The following is a 15,636-nucleotide window of genomic DNA, read 5'->3' as shown; positions in this document are numbered from 1 at the left end:
GATCTTTAATCGTTTTTGAGTAAATTTTTCCATTCCGCGAGCCAGATCTCAGCTGGATCCTCCGGAATGTCATGATCGAGGATGTTGATCTTGAGCGTTTCACCCAGCTGTTTTGCTCCACAAGAGGTAACAGCGGCTTCAACTTTCTCTATTGCCCCGCAAAAGGTGTCATATTCACGACTGCCGATCCCCACCGCGCCAAAACGGACGTTTGACAGGTCGGGCTGCTGTTCCAGCAGTTCGTCATATAAAGGTTGCAGGTTATCCGGCAGATCGCCCGCGCCGTGCGTGGAGGTGATCAGCAGCCAGACCCCGTCAGTCGGGAGATCTTCAAGCAACGGACCGTGCAGGGTTTCAGTAGAAAAGCCCGCATCTTCCAGCTTTTCAGCCAGGTGTTCCGCTACGTATTCCGCACCACCAAGGGTGCTGCCGCTGATAAGGGTAATGTCCGCCATTGATCGCTCGCCCAGATAAAGAGACGGCCATTGTACGCTGTGAACGAGCTGGGATCTACCTGTGGAAAATGTGGGAATGAATTTGCCCGATCACGGGCGGATGGTACGCATGATCGGGTTTTGCAGGGAGATCAGCGTCTCGGTGGACTGAATTTCATCGATTGTTTGGATCTTGTTGATAAGTACCTGCTGGAGGGCGTCGATGGATCGGCACATGACTTTAATAAAGATGCTGTAATGCCCGGTGGTGTAATACGCCTCGGTGACTTCATCCAGCGCGTTCAGCTTCGCCAGAGCGGAAGGGTAGTCTTTGGCGCTTTTAAGAATGATGCCGATGAAGCAGCATACGTCGTAACCCAGATGTTTAGGACTGACGTCAATGCGTGCGCCGGTAATGATCCCCGCCTGTTTCATCTTCTCTACGCGAACGTGAATGGTCCCGGGGCTGACGCCAAACTGTTTCGCCAGTTCGGCGTAGGCGGTGCGGGCATTGGCCATTAACGCCTCCAGAATGCCGCGGTCGAGATTGTCGATCTGATAATTTTCCATAGCTTTTTCTTATGAAGATTAATGAATCACTCTATTCTAGCGTTTAATTTTATCGAATCAAAAGTGAAGGTGGCTTTTTGTTGATGAGTTATTGAATATGATGCCATTTCTGTTGCTTAATCAATATCAACAGGACGCAGGAGTATAAATAATGAAAACCGCTTACATCGCAAAACAACGCCAGATCAGTTTCGTAAAATCCCATTTTTCCCGCCAGCTGGAAGAGAAGCTTGGCCTTATTGAAGTTCAGGCGCCGATTCTGAGCCGCGTGGGTGACGGGACGCAGGATAACCTCTCTGGATGCGAAAAAGCGGTACAGGTGAAAGTGAAAACACTGCCAGACGCTCAGTTCGAAGTGGTTCATTCCCTGGCGAAGTGGAAGCGTCAAACCCTGGGACAGCACGACTTCAGCGCGGGCGAAGGGCTTTACACGCACATGAAAGCCCTTCGTCCCGATGAAGACCGCCTTTCTCCGATTCATTCCGTTTACGTTGACCAGTGGGACTGGGAGCGCGTAATGGGTGATGGTGAACGTCACGTCGGCACGCTGAAATCTACCGTTGAAGCGATCTACGCCGGGATCAAAGCGACCGAAGCGGCCGTGAGCAAAGAGTTTGGTCTGGCACCGTTCCTGCCGGATACGATCCACTTTGTTCACAGTCAGGAATTGCTGAGCCGCTTTCCGGATCTCGATGCTAAAGGCCGGGAGCGTGCGATCGCAAAAGAATTAGGTGCAGTATTCCTGATCGGTATCGGCGGCAAGCTGTCTGATGGCAAACGCCACGACGTTCGCGCGCCGGATTATGATGACTGGAGCACTGCGGGTGAGGGCGAATTTGCCGGGCTGAACGGCGATATTCTGGTGTGGAACCCGGTACTGGAAGACGCATTCGAGCTCTCTTCTATGGGGATCCGCGTGGATGCTGACGCGCTGAAGCGCCAGCTGGCGGTCACCGGCGATGAAGATCGTCTCAAACTCGAGTGGCACCAGGCGCTGCTGCGCGGTGAAATGCCTCAGACGATCGGCGGCGGTATCGGCCAGTCCCGTCTGACCATGCTGCTGCTGCAATTACCCCATATCGGTCAGGTTCAGTGTGGCGTCTGGCCGCAGCAGGTACGTGAAAGCGTCGGTTCTCTTCTGTAATTAACGCTGCCAGCGTCTGAGCAGGCGGCTACGCAGCCCGGTATCAAAGCGCCAGATATGATCGAAGATGCGCATGATGCCGGGTTTTCCATGGGCTGACATCGCCACCGCATGAAATCGGTGCTGGTGTACCCGCTGTAACTCCTTTACCTTATTCACTACGTCATCCGGCAGCCGCTGGGCAATAAAATCGGAAATCACCACCGCGTCAGCGTCGTACCAGTCGCCTCCCTGCATACGCTCCACAATGCTGCGAAAGCAGCTGGCCAGATCCGTGCCGCCGCGAAAGCGCTGGCTCAGGAAGCGGATTGCCTGCTCGATACCCTGCTGATTCGTCAGCTCATAGCCCACCACCTCGCTGGAGAAGAGCATGATGAAGCAGCGACGACGATCGGCCAGCGCCACGCGCATCAGTGCCAGACAGAACGCCTTCGCGCACTGCTCGTTAAACCCGCCCATCGAACCGGACGTATCCACGCAAACAATGAATGGCCCGCGCGGCTGTTCATCAAAATCCTGATGGACGACCGGCCGTTGGCTGACTTTCTCGCGCCAGGCTTCGCCGTGCAGTCGGTAGGTGAGAAGCTGTTTTTCCACCAGCCGACGATAGAACTCATACTCCAGCTCGGTCATCCCCAGCGTGCTCAGTTCCGTGGGCAGCAGGCGTAAAATGTCATCGCTCTGCTGGAGCCCGTCGACCTGCTCCGGCACGGTAGCCGGTTCGCGCACCAGGGTGCGGAAGGTTTCCATCGGGGCATCTTTCTTTGGGACCGACTTTGCCTCCCTTGAGCGACCCAGCTGTTCTGCAAGCTTCATCAGCTCGGGCTGCTGCGCCAGAAAATCGCCGTATTTGACGATCAGCTGATAATCCCCGCGCCGGAGCTGGCCGGCGCTCATATCCCACAGACGCCCTGCGGCGTTTTCATTCTCCACCAGCACCTGTTCTAGCTGGCCGCTCAGCGTCATCCGTTCCTGAACTTCACTGAGCAGCTGTTCACGCTCTTCGTCCAGCAGCTGCTGGTTCAGCGTTGTGGCCTGAACCACCAGGCTGAGGCGCCAGCGCTGTAAGAAGAGGGTATGCAGTGCGGGGGTAAAGGTGGCGTTATCCGTGACCAGCGCCCGGGCCTGGCTGGCAAACGGAGAGTGGACGTTATCGAGCAACGTCTGGGTTTGCGGGAGCTGGACGATAAACTGCGACGTGGAGAGCCGCTGGCACTGCTGATAGCAGGCCACCTCTTCCGTTAACTCAGGCGGAACTTCGGTCTCCCTGAACCGCTGACGCAAATTTTCCCGCCAGCGCGGAAGATCGTCCGTCATCGCCTTTTTAAGCTTTGGAAATTTTTCAAAAAACGCCGCCAGCTGCGGCGACGCCAGAAGGGTAATGACCACTTCTTCGATCAACCCCTCCTCGCTGACGGCCAGCATGACGTTAAGCGTATCCAGCGTTAGCATTGACGCGCCTGTTTGATCTGCGCGCTGACGTCCTGCAGGCTGGCTTCGATGCGGCCTAACCAGTCGCTATGAATAAAGAGGCATTTTTGCTGCTCGCTAAAGCGGGTGTGCTGCTGATGCCATTCGGTATCCAGCGCTTCCAGCTGCTGCTTAATCTCTTCGGGGACGCTGTCAGAGGCGGTGCCCGGAAGCGCAAGACGCGATCCCTGGAGGCTGACGTCGCGGATCACCAGGTGCTGGCTGCTGTCCACTTCCATATTCAGCGGCTGCGCGAAACCAATGCCGTTGAGTTTTCCTCGGATCTCTCCGCCCTTATCCAGCCACTGCGCCAGCGCCTCGCGCTCAATCGTAATGTGCACCACCTGCATATCATGCAGTTTAAGCGGCTGCTGGAGCAGCAACGTTAGCGTTGCGCCGGTCAGATCCGCGGGAAGCTCGTAGTGCGGTTTGCGGGCGAACATGCCCCCAAGGCGATTCACTTTCAGCGCGGTTTTATCACTTTGCTGCTGCTGGAGCTGGATGCGCCGCTGGGCAATCGCCCCCAGCTGGTTGAGCATTGCCTGCTGTCCCCAGGCGTGCCCGGTCATCAAAACGTCAAGCTGCTGCTGCATCAGGTTCATGCCTTCTGCATCGTGCCAGAGGCAGTCTTTGAGCAGGATCAGGTCAATTGGCGCAACGGCGTCACGCCCGCTGAACAGGGCGCTGGCCTGCAGCAGGCGGATTGCTTTTTTCCACCGGCGATCGGAGACATAGGGCGCTGAAGGAATGAGATCAAGCTGCTGGCGCAGGAGATAGATCAGCTCGAAGACGGCGTCTGGCAGTTTGATTTTGCCGATATCCTGCTGCCACTGGTGATACTCCTCATCCGTTACCTGCAGCGAAGCGGATACCGGGTTTTCACTTTCATCCTGCTGGCTGACCAGCATGGAGCGGAAGTTGGATTTATCCTGCACTTTGTCCAGCCACAGGCGGATAAGCATACGGTCATACAGCGCTTCCAGACTGCTGTCGGCTTCAGGCAGTTCGTTAGAGGCGGCCACCAGCAGGCGCATCGGGATTTTCTCTTCACTGGCGCCGTTACGGAACCGACGTTCGTTTATCGCCGTGAGCAGGGTGTTCAGAATAGCCGGCCCCGCTTTCCAGATCTCATCGAGAAAAACAATCTCAGCCTCCGGAAGATACCCTTCTGTCAGACGCTGATAGCGCCCCTCATCTTTCAATGCCTGAATGGAGAGCGGACCAAAAACTTCTTCTGGGGTGGAAAACCGGGTCATGAGATATTCGAAGGCGCGGGCGTTCTGAAAAGCAAATTTCAGCCTGCGGGCAATCAGGCTTTTGGCAATGCCCGGCGGTCCCAGCAAAAACACGCTCTCACCGCTCAACGCCGCCAGTAAGCAGAGGCGGATGGCGTGGCTACGCTCGTAAAGGCCTTTTTCCAGCGCGCTGCTGAGGCGGGAAATTCTTTCTGCTAATAAATGTGAGTGAGCCATAATAGTTTTGCATCCTTTCGCCGTCGTGGCGGCCAATTGAAGCGAGTATAGACGTTTCAGTCAGGGCTGGTAATAGACTGAAGTGCGGCGCAATTTTCTTTGCGCTACATTAATGCGGTTGCATTTAGGGGTACGATTTTGCAATGAATCGTGCATACTGTGCGCTTTTTGTGGGCCAAGGGACCGGGAACACATTTGTTATTTAAACGAAAAGACTAGTCTATGAGCACTGATAATAAGCAATCATTACCCGCAATAACGCTTGCGGCGATCGGGGTTGTCTACGGTGATATCGGCACCAGCCCGCTTTATACGCTTCGTGAATGTCTGTCCGGCCAGTTTGGTTTTGGTGTTGAACGCGATGCCGTGTTTGGCTTCCTGTCCCTCATTTTCTGGCTGCTGATCCTGGTGGTTTCCGTTAAATATCTCTCCTTCGTTATGCGTGCTGATAACGCAGGTGAAGGTGGGATCCTGACCCTGATGTCTCTTGCCGGGCGTAATACCTCGGCCAGGATGACCTCTGTGCTGGTCATTATCGGCCTGATTGGCGGCAGTTTCTTCTACGGGGAAGTGGTGATAACGCCGGCTATCTCGGTGCTGTCGGCGATTGAGGGGCTGGAGATTATCGCTCCGCAGCTCGATTCATGGGTGGTTCCGCTGGCCATTATTGTCCTGACGCTGCTGTTCATGATCCAGAAGCACGGTACAGGGCTGGTGGGCAAACTGTTCGCGCCGATTATGCTGGCCTGGTTCCTGATCCTGGCGGCGCTTGGCTTGCGCAGCATTATTGCGAACCCGGAAGTGCTGCATGCGCTGAACCCTTACTGGGCGGTGCATTTCTTCCTTGAATACAAAGTGGTTTCCTTCGTGGCGCTGGGGGCCGTCGTGCTCTCCATCACCGGTGTGGAAGCGCTGTATGCTGACATGGGCCACTTCGGGAAACTGCCTATCCGCGTGGCATGGTTTATTGTGGTGCTGCCGTCGCTGGTGCTGAACTATTTCGGTCAGGGCGCGCTGTTGCTTAAAAACCCGGAAGCGATCAAGAACCCGTTCTTCCTGCTGGCGCCCGACTGGGCGCTGGTGCCGATGCTGATCCTGGCGACGCTGGCGACCGTCATTGCCTCCCAGGCGGTGATTTCCGGCGTGTTTTCTCTGACGCGCCAGGCCGTGCGTCTGGGGTATCTGTCACCGATGCGCATCATCCATACCTCAGAGATGGAGTCAGGCCAAATCTACATCCCGTTCGTTAACTGGCTCCTCTATTTCGCTGTTGTTATTGTTATCGTCAGCTTCGAGCACTCCAGTAACCTGGCGGCGGCGTACGGTATTGCGGTAACCGGTACGATGGTGCTGACATCGCTTCTCTCCACCACGGTGGCGTACCGAAACTGGCACTGGAATAAATTCCTCGTGGCGATGATTCTGGTGGGCTTCCTGTGTATCGACGTACCGCTGTTCTCAGCGAACCTCGATAAAATTGTCTCCGGTGGCTGGCTGCCGCTGACGCTGGGTCTGGTGATGTTCATCGTCATGACCACATGGAAAAGCGAGCGTTTCCGCCTGCTGCGCCGCATGCACGAGCACGGGAACTCTCTGGAGGCGATGATCGCTTCTCTGGAGAAATCCCCGCCGGTCCGCGTGCCGGGTACTGCGGTATATATGTCACGCGCGCTGAACGTCATTCCGTTCGCGCTGATGCATAACCTCAAGCACAACAAGGTGCTGCACGAGCGGGTGATCCTGCTGACGCTGCGCACGGAAGATGCGCCGTATGTTCATAACGTCCGTCGCGTGCAGATTGAGCAGCTGTCGCCGACCTTCTGGCGCGTGGTGGCAAGCTACGGCTGGCGCGAAACGCCAAACGTGGAAGAGGTGTTCCACCGCTGCGGCCTGGAAGGACTGAGCTGCCGGATGATGGAGACGTCGTTCTTTATGTCGCACGAGTCGCTGATCATCGGCAAGCGCCCGTGGTATCTGCGCCTGCGCGGCAAGCTGTACCTCATCCTGCAGCGTAACGCCCTGCGCGCGCCTGACCAGTTTGAGATCCCGCCTAACCGCGTGATTGAGCTGGGGACGCAGGTCGAGATCTAATCCCTTCTGAAAATGCCGGGTGGCGCTTCGCTTACCCGGCCTACCAAACCCCCCGCCAACCCACAATAATTGTCTCTGCATTTCACTTAGCGAAACGTTTCGACGTCGATCACAAATCTGTTACGTCATGATGGTTTTCTGAACATTCTTGAGATTAAACTGATGTCAGCGAAACGTTTCGCTAGTGGAGCAAGAAAATGAAGAAAGGCACGGTACTCAACTCAGAAATCTCATCGGTTATTTCCCGTCTTGGGCATACCGATACGCTGGTGGTTTGCGATGCAGGCTTACCGGTTCCGCGCAGCACAACCCGTATCGATATGGCGTTAACGCAGGGTGTACCCTCGTTTATGCAGGTACTGGAAGTTGTGACGGCGGAGATGCAGGTTGAGGCGGCCATTCTCGCGGCGGAAATCAAACAACATAATCCGCAACTCCACGAAACGTTGCTCAGTCATATTGAGCAACTGCAACAACACCAGGGAAACACCATAGAAATTCGTTACACGACGCACGAACAGTTCAAACAACAAACCGCAGACAGTCAGGCGGTGATTCGCAGCGGGGAGTGTTCCCCGTATGCGAATATCATTCTCTGTGCTGGCGTCACCTTCTGAGGCCATCATGGACGCATTACTGCAACTCAAAGGGATCGATAAGTCGTTCCCGGGCGTAAAAGCCCTCTCCGGCGCGGCGCTGAACGTCTACCCCGGGCGCGTGATGGCGCTGGTGGGCGAAAACGGTGCCGGCAAATCCACCATGATGAAAGTGCTGACCGGTATCTATCAACGCGATGCCGGTTCACTCGTCTGGCTGGGTAAAGAGACTACCTTCAATGGCCCAAAATCTTCTCAGGAAGCGGGTATCGGTATTATTCACCAGGAGCTGAACCTCATTCCTCAGCTTACCATTGCGGAAAACATCTTCCTCGGCCGCGAGTTTGTTAACCGGTTCGGCAAAATCGACTGGAAAACCATGTACGCCGAAGCGGACAAGCTGCTGGCGAAGCTGAACCTGCGCTTTAAGAGCGATCGCCTGGTCGGCGATCTGTCCATTGGCGATCAGCAGATGGTGGAAATCGCGAAGGTGCTGAGCTTTGAGTCGAAGGTCATCATTATGGATGAACCGACCGACGCCCTGACCGATACCGAAACGGAATCCCTGTTCCGCGTGATCCGCGAGCTGAAATCGCAGGGGCGCGGGATTGTCTATATCTCTCACCGCATGAAAGAGATCTTCGAAATCTGCGATGACGTTACCGTCTTCCGCGACGGGCAGTTTATTGCCGAGCGCGAAGTCGCCACGCTGACCGAAGATACGCTCATCGAAATGATGGTGGGACGCAAGCTCGAAGATCAGTATCCGCATCTGGAGAAAGCGCCGGGTGAGATCCGCCTGAAGGTGGACAACCTCTGCGGTCCGGGTGTGAACGACGTGACCTTTACCCTGCGCCAGGGCGAGATCCTGGGCGTGGCGGGCCTGATGGGGGCCGGACGTACCGAGCTGATGAAAGTGTTGTACGGCGCACTGCCGCGCACCAGCGGTTATGTCACCCTCGACGGTCATGAAGTGGTCACCCGTTCTCCGCAGGATGGTCTGGCGAACGGCATCGTTTATATATCCGAAGACCGCAAACGCGACGGCCTGGTGCTGGGGATGTCGGTTAAAGAGAACATGTCCCTGACCGCGCTGCGCTATTTCAGCCATAGCGGCGGTAGCCTGAAGCATAAAGATGAGCAGCAGGCGGTCAGCGATTTTATCCGTCTCTTTAACGTCAAAACCCCGTCGATGGAGCAGGCGATTGGCCTGTTGTCCGGCGGTAATCAGCAGAAAGTGGCGATTGCGCGCGGGCTGATGACGCGCCCGAAAGTGTTAATCCTCGACGAGCCAACCCGCGGCGTAGACGTGGGCGCGAAGAAAGAGATCTATCAGCTGATTAACCAGTTCAAGGCCGACGGTCTGAGCATCATTCTGGTCTCTTCCGAGATGCCAGAAGTATTAGGCATGAGCGATCGCATTATCGTCATGCATGAAGGGCATCTCGGCGGTGAATTCACTCGCGAGCAGGCCACCCAGGAAGTTCTGATGGCTGCCGCTGTGGGCAAGCTTAATCGCGTGAATCAGGAGTAAGAAGATGACTACCCAGGCTGTTTCTGGTCGCCGCTATTTCACAAAGGCATGGCTGATGGAACAAAAATCGCTGATTGCCCTGCTGGTGCTGATCGCGATTGTATCGACCATGAGCCCGAACTTTTTCACCGTTAATAACCTGTTCAACATTCTGCAGCAAACATCGGTGAACGCCATTATGGCGGTCGGCATGACGCTGGTGATTTTGACCTCAGGTATCGATCTGTCCGTCGGTTCCCTGCTGGCGCTCACCGGCGCGATCGCCGCTTCGATTGTCGGCATTGAAGTCAACGCGCTGGTGGCCGTGGCCGCTGCCCTGGCGGCAGGCGCGGCGATTGGTGCCGTAACCGGCGTGATTGTGGCAAAGGGCCGCGTTCAGGCGTTTATCGCCACGCTGGTGATGATGCTGCTGCTGCGCGGTGTGACCATGGTATACACCAACGGTAGCCCGGTTAATACCGGCTTTACCGATAACGCGGATCTGTTTGGCTGGTTCGGTATCGGTCGCCCGCTGGGTGTTCCGACCCCGGTCTGGATCATGGCTATCGTCTTCCTGGCGGCGTGGTACATGCTGCACCACACCCGTCTGGGCCGTTATATTTACGCGCTGGGCGGTAACGAAGCGGCAACGCGCCTGTCCGGTATCAGCGTTAATAAAGTCAAAATTATCGTTTACTCCCTGTGCGGTCTGCTGGCATCGCTGGCAGGTATCATCGAAGTGGCGCGCCTCTCTTCTGCGCAGCCGACGGCGGGTACGGGGTATGAGCTGGATGCTATCGCAGCAGTGGTTCTGGGCGGTACGAGTCTTGCGGGCGGTAAAGGTCGCATTGTTGGGACATTGATCGGCGCACTGATTCTCGGTTTCCTGAATAATGGTTTGAATTTGTTAGGTGTTTCCTCCTATTACCAGATGATCGTTAAGGCAGTGGTAATTTTGCTGGCGGTACTGGTAGACAACAAAAAACAGTAACTGACGACACTACAGGACATCTTAGATATGAACATGAAAAAACTGGCTACCCTGGTTTCTGCTGTCGCGCTGAGCGCAACCGTAAGTGCTAACGCCATGGCGAAAGATACCATCGCGCTGGTTGTCTCTACCCTGAACAACCCGTTCTTCGTCTCCCTGAAGGACGGTGCGCAGAAAGAAGCGGACAAACTGGGCTACAACCTGGTGGTGCTGGATTCACAGAACAACCCGGCGAAAGAGCTGGCTAACGTTCAGGACTTAACCGTTCGCGGCACCAAAATTCTGCTGATCAACCCAACCGATTCTGACGCCGTCGGTAACGCCGTTAAAATGGCAAACCAGGCGAAAATTCCGGTGATTACTCTGGACCGCCAGGCAACGAAAGGCGAAGTTGTTAGCCACATTGCGTCTGATAACGTGCTGGGCGGCAAAATCGCGGGTGATTACATCGCGAAGAAAGCCGGTGAAGGCGCGAAAGTTATCGAACTGCAGGGGATTGCCGGTACGTCTGCAGCCCGCGAGCGTGGTGAAGGCTTCCAGCAGGCTGTGGCTGCGCACAAATTTAACGTGCTGGCGAGCCAGCCAGCCGACTTTGACCGTACTAAAGGTCTGAACGTTATGCAGAACCTGCTGACAGCGCACCCTGACGTGCAGGCGGTATTCGCGCAGAACGACGAAATGGCGCTCGGCGCGCTGCGTGCCCTGCAGACCGCAGGTAAATCTGATGTGATGGTTGTCGGATTTGACGGCACGCCGGATGGTGAAAAAGCAGTAAACGATGGCAAACTGGCTGCGACCATCGCTCAGCTGCCTGAGCAGATTGGCGCCACTGGCGTTGAAACTGCCGACAAAGTGCTGAAGGGCGAAAAAGTTCAGGCTAAATACCCAGTTGACCTGAAGCTGGTCATCAAGCAGTAAAAGGCGAATCAGGCAGTCGCTGGCTGCCTGAGGGACACCAATAAAGAAAAGTGTGGCATACGCCACCGGGTAACACCGGTGGCGCTCTCAGATGGACAACCCAACCATGAAAACCGCAGGCAACCTCGTCGTCCTTGGCAGTATCAATGCCGATCACATTCTTAACCTTGAATCGTTCCCTGCACCGGGCGAAACCGTCACGGGTAACCAGTATCAGGTGGCATTTGGCGGTAAAGGTGCCAACCAGGCCGTCGCCGCCGGTCGCAGCGGGGCGAATATTGCGTTTATCGCCTGCACGGGTGATGACGATACCGGTGAGCGCGTACGCAAACAGCTGGCGAGCGACAACATTGATGTCGCACCGGTCAGCGTGGTTGCAGGGGAATCGACCGGCGTGGCGCTGATTTTCGTCAACGCTGAAGGTGAGAATGTCATCGGTATTCATGCGGGTGCTAACGCTGCGCTGACGACGGAGCGCGTGGAAGCGCAACGTGCCATCATCGCCGGAGCGGAAGCCCTGCTCATGCAACTGGAGTCACCGGTTGAAAGCGTGCTGGCTGCCGCGAAAATTGCGCATGAAAATCATACCACTGTCGTACTTAACCCGGCCCCGGCCCGTGTATTATCAGACGAGCTGCTGGCGCTGGTGGACATCATTACGCCGAACGAAACCGAAGCCGAAAAGCTGACGGGCATCCGCGTAGAAAATGATGACGATGCCGCGCGAGCCGCCCGTGCACTGCATGATAAGGGCATCGGTACCGTGATTATCACCCTTGGTAGCCGTGGGGTGTGGGCAAGCGTCAATGGCGAAGGCCGTCGCGTGCCGGGCTTTAAGGTCAAAGCGATTGATACCATCGCAGCGGGAGATACCTTCAACGGTGCACTGGTCACCGCGCTGCTGGAAGGCAAGAGAATGGATGAGGCTATTCGCTTCGCACACGCTGCTGCCGCGATTGCGGTGACGCGCAAAGGCGCCCAGCCTTCCGTTCCGTGGCGTAAAGAGATCGATGAATTCTTAAGTCAGCAGGGGTAACGCTTGGCCACAATGAAAGATGTCGCCCGCATGGCGGGCGTTTCTACCTCGACGGTCTCCCACGTTATAAACAACGATCGCTTCGTCAGCGAGGCGATTCGTGAGAAAGTCGAAGCTGCGGTAAAAGAACTCAACTATGCGCCGTCTGCGCTGGCGCGCAGCCTTAAGCTCAACCAGACGCGCACCATCGGTATGCTGATCACCGCGAGTACCAACCCCTTTTATTCAGAACTGGTTCGCGGCGTGGAGCGCAGCTGCTTCGAGCGTGGCTACAGCCTGGTGCTGTGCAATACCGAGGGTGACGAGCAGCGCATGAATCGTAACCTGGAAACGCTGATGCAAAAACGCGTCGACGGGCTACTGCTGCTCTGCACCGAAACGCACCAGCCCTCGAAAGAGATCATCCAGCGCTATCCTTCGATTCCCACCGTGATGATGGACTGGGCGCCGTTCGACGGAACCAGCGATCTCATTCAGGATAACTCCCTGCTGGGCGGTGATATGGCGACTCAGTACCTGATTGATAAAGGACACACTCGCATTGCCTGTATTACGGGGCCGCTGGATAAAACGCCGGCGCGTTTGCGTCTGGAAGGGTATCTCTCCGCCATGGAGCGAGCAGGGCTTGCCATTCCTGATGGTTACCGGATCACCGGCGACTTTGAATTTAACGGCGGCTTCGAGGCGATGCAGAAACTGCTGGCGCAAAAGCCGCGTCCGCATGCGGTCTTTATTGGTAACGACGCGATGGCGTTTGGTGCCTACCAGGCGTTGTATCAGGCGGGGCTACGCGTGCCGGACGATATGGCGGTGATTGGCTATGACGATATCGAGCTGGCCAGCTACATGACGCCGCCGCTGACCACTATTCATCAGCCGAAGGATGAACTGGGCGAGCTGGCCATCGATGTGTTGATCCACCGTATGGCGCAGCCCACGCTGCAACAGCAACGGCTGCAGCTTACTCCTGTTCTGATGGAACGCGGTTCGGTTTAGCTTTCTCTTTGTGACGCTCTTTAATCAGGTTTCGGCCGTCTTTTGGTTTTAACAGCATAAAGACCAGCGCCGATACCACGGTAAGTGCGCCCATGGTGATAAAGGTATAGTGGAACTGCTCAACGGTATTCGCGCTGTCAAAACCCTCATAAAACCTCAGCACCGCTGCACTCACGGCAACCCCTAAACTGATCGACAGCTGTTGCGTTACCGCCAGCACGCTGTTGCCGCTGCTGGCGTTCTCGTCAGTCAGGTCGGCGAGGGTGATGGTGTTCATCGACGTGAACTGCGTCGACATCGCCATGCCCAACACAAACAGCGGCAGGATCAGCATCCAGACGGGTAACGCGGCGGATTGCAGCGAGAACTGCGCAATCATCAGACCGATAAAGACCGTCACGCCAACCAGCGTCTTACGATAGCCAAACCAGCGCAGCACCTGTGTAACGGTTGATTTTGCCAGAATCGAGCCCATCGCCGTGGGCGCCATCATGCAGCCAGCAATCAGGGCCGGGTAGCCGAAACCCACCTGCAGCATCAATGGCATCAGGAACGGTACACAACCCGTCCCCAGACGAGACGCAATGTTCCCTGCAATCCCAACGGAAAACGTTCGGGTGTTAAAGAGCCCCAGGGAGATTAACGGCGTCGGGTGACGGCGCGCGTGACGTATATAAAGAAGGAATAACAGAATACCGCCGAGGATCACGGCGAGCGCTAACCACGTCGCGACGATCTTCTCGCCAAACAGCTCCATCCCGCTGGAGAATAACACCAGGCTCAGGCCAAACAGGAAAAAGCCGCCCATATCGAAGCTGCGCCTTGGCGTGGTGAAGTTCGGCATATATTTGCGGGCATACAGCAGCCCCGCAACGCCAATTGGAATATTAATCAGGAAGATCCAGTGCCAGCTTGCCCAGGTGACAAACACGCCACCGAGTACCGGGCCAAGAATCGGACCAACCAGGCCCGGCATGGTGACGAAGTTGAGCACGGGAAGCAGTTCGCTCCTGGGGTAGGCCCGCAGCAAGGCAAGGCGCGCCACCGGCATCATCATCGCACCGCCAATGCCCTGCAATACGCGGAAGATAACCAGCTCCGTTAAGGATGAGGAGAGCGCACAGGCCAGCGAACCGAGCGTAAAGAGCGTGACGGCCAGCATGAAAACTTTGCGGGTGCCAAAGCGGTCGGCCAGCCAGCCGCTGACCGGAATTAACATTGCGACCGTCAGGGTATAGCTGATGATGGCGGACTGCATCGCCAGCGGGGAGCGGTTAAGGCTTTGCGCTATAGCGGGAAGCGCTGTGTTGAGGATGGTGGCATCCAGTGCCTGCATAAAAAACGCCATGGCTGCAATCCACGGCAATCCGGCCATGCTGCGCGCTTTTTTCGTTGTCATTTATTTACCTGCTGGTGGGTTGGCGCGGCCAGCAATGCCTGGCACGCACTCAGGGCTCGCTGCCCGTCGCTTTCCTGGATGGCATCAACTATCGCCTGGTGCAAATCCAGTTTTACCACTTCGTTTTGTGTAATAGAGGTAAAGTAGGTGTGATACACCGAATGAAATAAAGAGGCAAAAGAGGTGAGGAACGGATTGGCGCTCATCATATAGATGTGTTCATGCCAGGCCATATCGACCTCAACCCAGCGTTCGCGGTTGAAGTTTTTTTTCAGGAACACCATCTCTTCCATCAGCGCGTTAAGCTGCGCTTTCTGCTCTGCTGTTCCTAGCGTGGCGGCAAGCAGACATGCCTGAGGTTCAAGGCTGCTGCGCATCACCAGAAAGTGATCGACGACCTGATGAAAGTTATCTTCCGTCATCCACCAGGAGAGCAGCTCCTGATCGAGAAAATTCCAGTTACTCTGTGGCATCACGCGTGTGCCAATACGAGGACGTGGAAGCACCATACCTTTTGCCGTCAGGGTTTTCACCGCTTCGCGCACGGCGGTACGGCTCACCCCAAACTGCTCACCCAGCTCCATTTCACCGGGCAGAATGCTACCTGGGGCATATTTTCCCGCTAAAATCCGCTGAGCCAGCTTTTCTGCCAGCACGTACGACAGGTTTTTTTGGGCGGCCAGCTGTTGTGCGCTTAATGGCATCGCTTTTATTCCTTAAAGATTCATGCTGATAATTATGCCACCTCGAATGTGATTGTGGTTGCAGATACATCAAATAGAACAATTTGTAGCTTGATTTCACCTCTGTTGGTGAAAAAAAACGCGGACGGTATCTTTTTTTAAATTTCCTCTTGTCACGTCGGAATAACTCCCTATAATGCGCCTCCACTGACACGGAACAACGGCACACACGCCGCCGGGTCAGCAGAGAAAAGCGAAATTAATCACTTGACTCTGAAGCGGGAAAGCGTAATATGCACACCCCGCGCCGCTGCGAAAAGCGA

At 55.7% G+C, this 15,636-nt stretch carries 14 protein-coding genes; 8 read left to right on the top strand and 6 right to left on the bottom strand.

Translation table 11 applies throughout. The features are described from left to right. Positions 1-5 precede the first annotated feature (5 nt). Both mioC and asnC read right to left on the bottom strand, forming a co-directional pair. Complete coding sequence (gene mioC, locus UR289_RS19995; protein ID WP_023309786.1) at positions 6-455, bottom strand: FMN-binding protein MioC; 450 nt, start codon at positions 453-455, stop codon at positions 6-8. Between the two features lie 90 nt (positions 456-545). Next, positions 546-1,004, bottom strand: a complete 459-nt coding sequence (gene asnC, locus UR289_RS19990) for a transcriptional regulator AsnC (protein ID WP_023333916.1) — start codon at positions 1,002-1,004, stop codon at positions 546-548. A 151-nt stretch (positions 1,005-1,155) separates the two neighbouring features. Between asnC and asnA the strand changes: the two genes are divergently transcribed. Then, a complete protein-coding gene (gene asnA / locus UR289_RS19985) occupies positions 1,156-2,148 on the top strand; it encodes an aspartate--ammonia ligase (RefSeq protein WP_047646767.1) in 993 nt (330 codons plus the stop codon). On the opposite strand, the gene viaA is transcribed toward asnA, so the two are convergent. After that, on the bottom strand, positions 2,149-3,600 hold the full coding sequence (gene viaA, locus UR289_RS19980) for an ATPase RavA stimulator ViaA (protein WP_320711402.1): 1,452 nt from the start codon (positions 3,598-3,600) through the stop codon (positions 2,149-2,151). Beyond that, positions 3,594-5,090 (bottom strand): ATPase RavA, encoded by a 1,497-nt coding sequence (gene ravA / locus UR289_RS19975; protein ID WP_318592675.1) that lies wholly within the window; start codon positions 5,088-5,090, stop codon positions 3,594-3,596. Before ravA ends, viaA begins: the two co-directional genes overlap by 7 nt. Positions 5,091-5,312: 222 nt before the next feature. Here ravA and kup point away from each other — a divergent pair, with 222 nt between their 5' ends. The 7 genes from kup (at position 5,313) to rbsR (ending at position 13,231) form a co-directional block, all read left to right on the top strand. After that, positions 5,313-7,181, top strand: coding sequence for a low affinity potassium transporter Kup (gene kup / locus UR289_RS19970; RefSeq protein ID WP_023309781.1), 1,869 nt, complete (start codon positions 5,313-5,315; stop codon positions 7,179-7,181). Positions 7,182-7,378: 197 nt separating this feature from the next. Continuing rightward, entirely contained in the window at positions 7,379-7,798 is a 420-nt protein-coding gene (rbsD, locus tag UR289_RS19965) for a D-ribose pyranase (protein ID WP_003862392.1), read from the top strand. Between the two features lie 7 nt (positions 7,799-7,805). Further along, positions 7,806-9,311, top strand: a complete 1,506-nt coding sequence (gene rbsA / locus UR289_RS19960) for a ribose ABC transporter ATP-binding protein RbsA (protein WP_023309779.1) — start codon at positions 7,806-7,808, stop codon at positions 9,309-9,311. Positions 9,312-9,315: 4 nt separating this feature from the next. Further along, positions 9,316-10,281, top strand: a complete 966-nt coding sequence (rbsC, locus tag UR289_RS19955) for a ribose ABC transporter permease (RefSeq protein ID WP_006808742.1) — start codon at positions 9,316-9,318, stop codon at positions 10,279-10,281. A gap of 27 nt (positions 10,282-10,308) precedes the next feature. Next, a complete protein-coding gene (gene rbsB / locus UR289_RS19950; RefSeq protein ID WP_010426610.1) occupies positions 10,309-11,199 on the top strand; it encodes a ribose ABC transporter substrate-binding protein RbsB in 891 nt (296 codons plus the stop codon). A 106-nt stretch (positions 11,200-11,305) separates the two neighbouring features. After that, positions 11,306-12,235 carry a ribokinase gene (rbsK, locus tag UR289_RS19945; RefSeq protein WP_196355202.1) on the top strand — a complete coding sequence of 310 codons (930 nt, stop codon included), beginning with the start codon at positions 11,306-11,308 and terminating at the stop codon, positions 12,233-12,235. 3 nt (positions 12,236-12,238) lie between these two features. Then, the gene (rbsR, locus tag UR289_RS19940) at positions 12,239-13,231 is read left to right on the top strand and encodes a ribose operon transcriptional repressor RbsR (RefSeq protein ID WP_320711399.1); all 993 of its coding nucleotides are present in this window, start codon (positions 12,239-12,241) and stop codon (positions 13,229-13,231) included. Here the strand turns inward: rbsR and mdtD are convergent. Further along, positions 13,197-14,630, bottom strand: coding sequence for a multidrug transporter subunit MdtD (mdtD, locus tag UR289_RS19935; RefSeq protein WP_320711398.1), 1,434 nt, complete (start codon positions 14,628-14,630; stop codon positions 13,197-13,199). The genes rbsR and mdtD overlap by 35 nt on opposite strands. Continuing rightward, the gene (locus tag UR289_RS19930; RefSeq protein WP_143347729.1) at positions 14,627-15,334 is read right to left on the bottom strand and encodes a FadR/GntR family transcriptional regulator; all 708 of its coding nucleotides are present in this window, start codon (positions 15,332-15,334) and stop codon (positions 14,627-14,629) included. The genes mdtD and UR289_RS19930 overlap by 4 nt, the downstream gene beginning before the upstream one ends. Between the last annotated feature and the right edge of the window lie 302 nt (positions 15,335-15,636).

The organism is Enterobacter sp. 302C9 (assembly GCF_034106085.1).
In the GTDB taxonomy this organism is placed as follows: Bacteria; Pseudomonadota; Gammaproteobacteria; order Enterobacterales; family Enterobacteriaceae; genus Enterobacter; species Enterobacter asburiae_B.
Note: the sequence above shows the minus strand (reverse complement) of the source record. Positions and strands in the feature narration are given on the sequence as shown.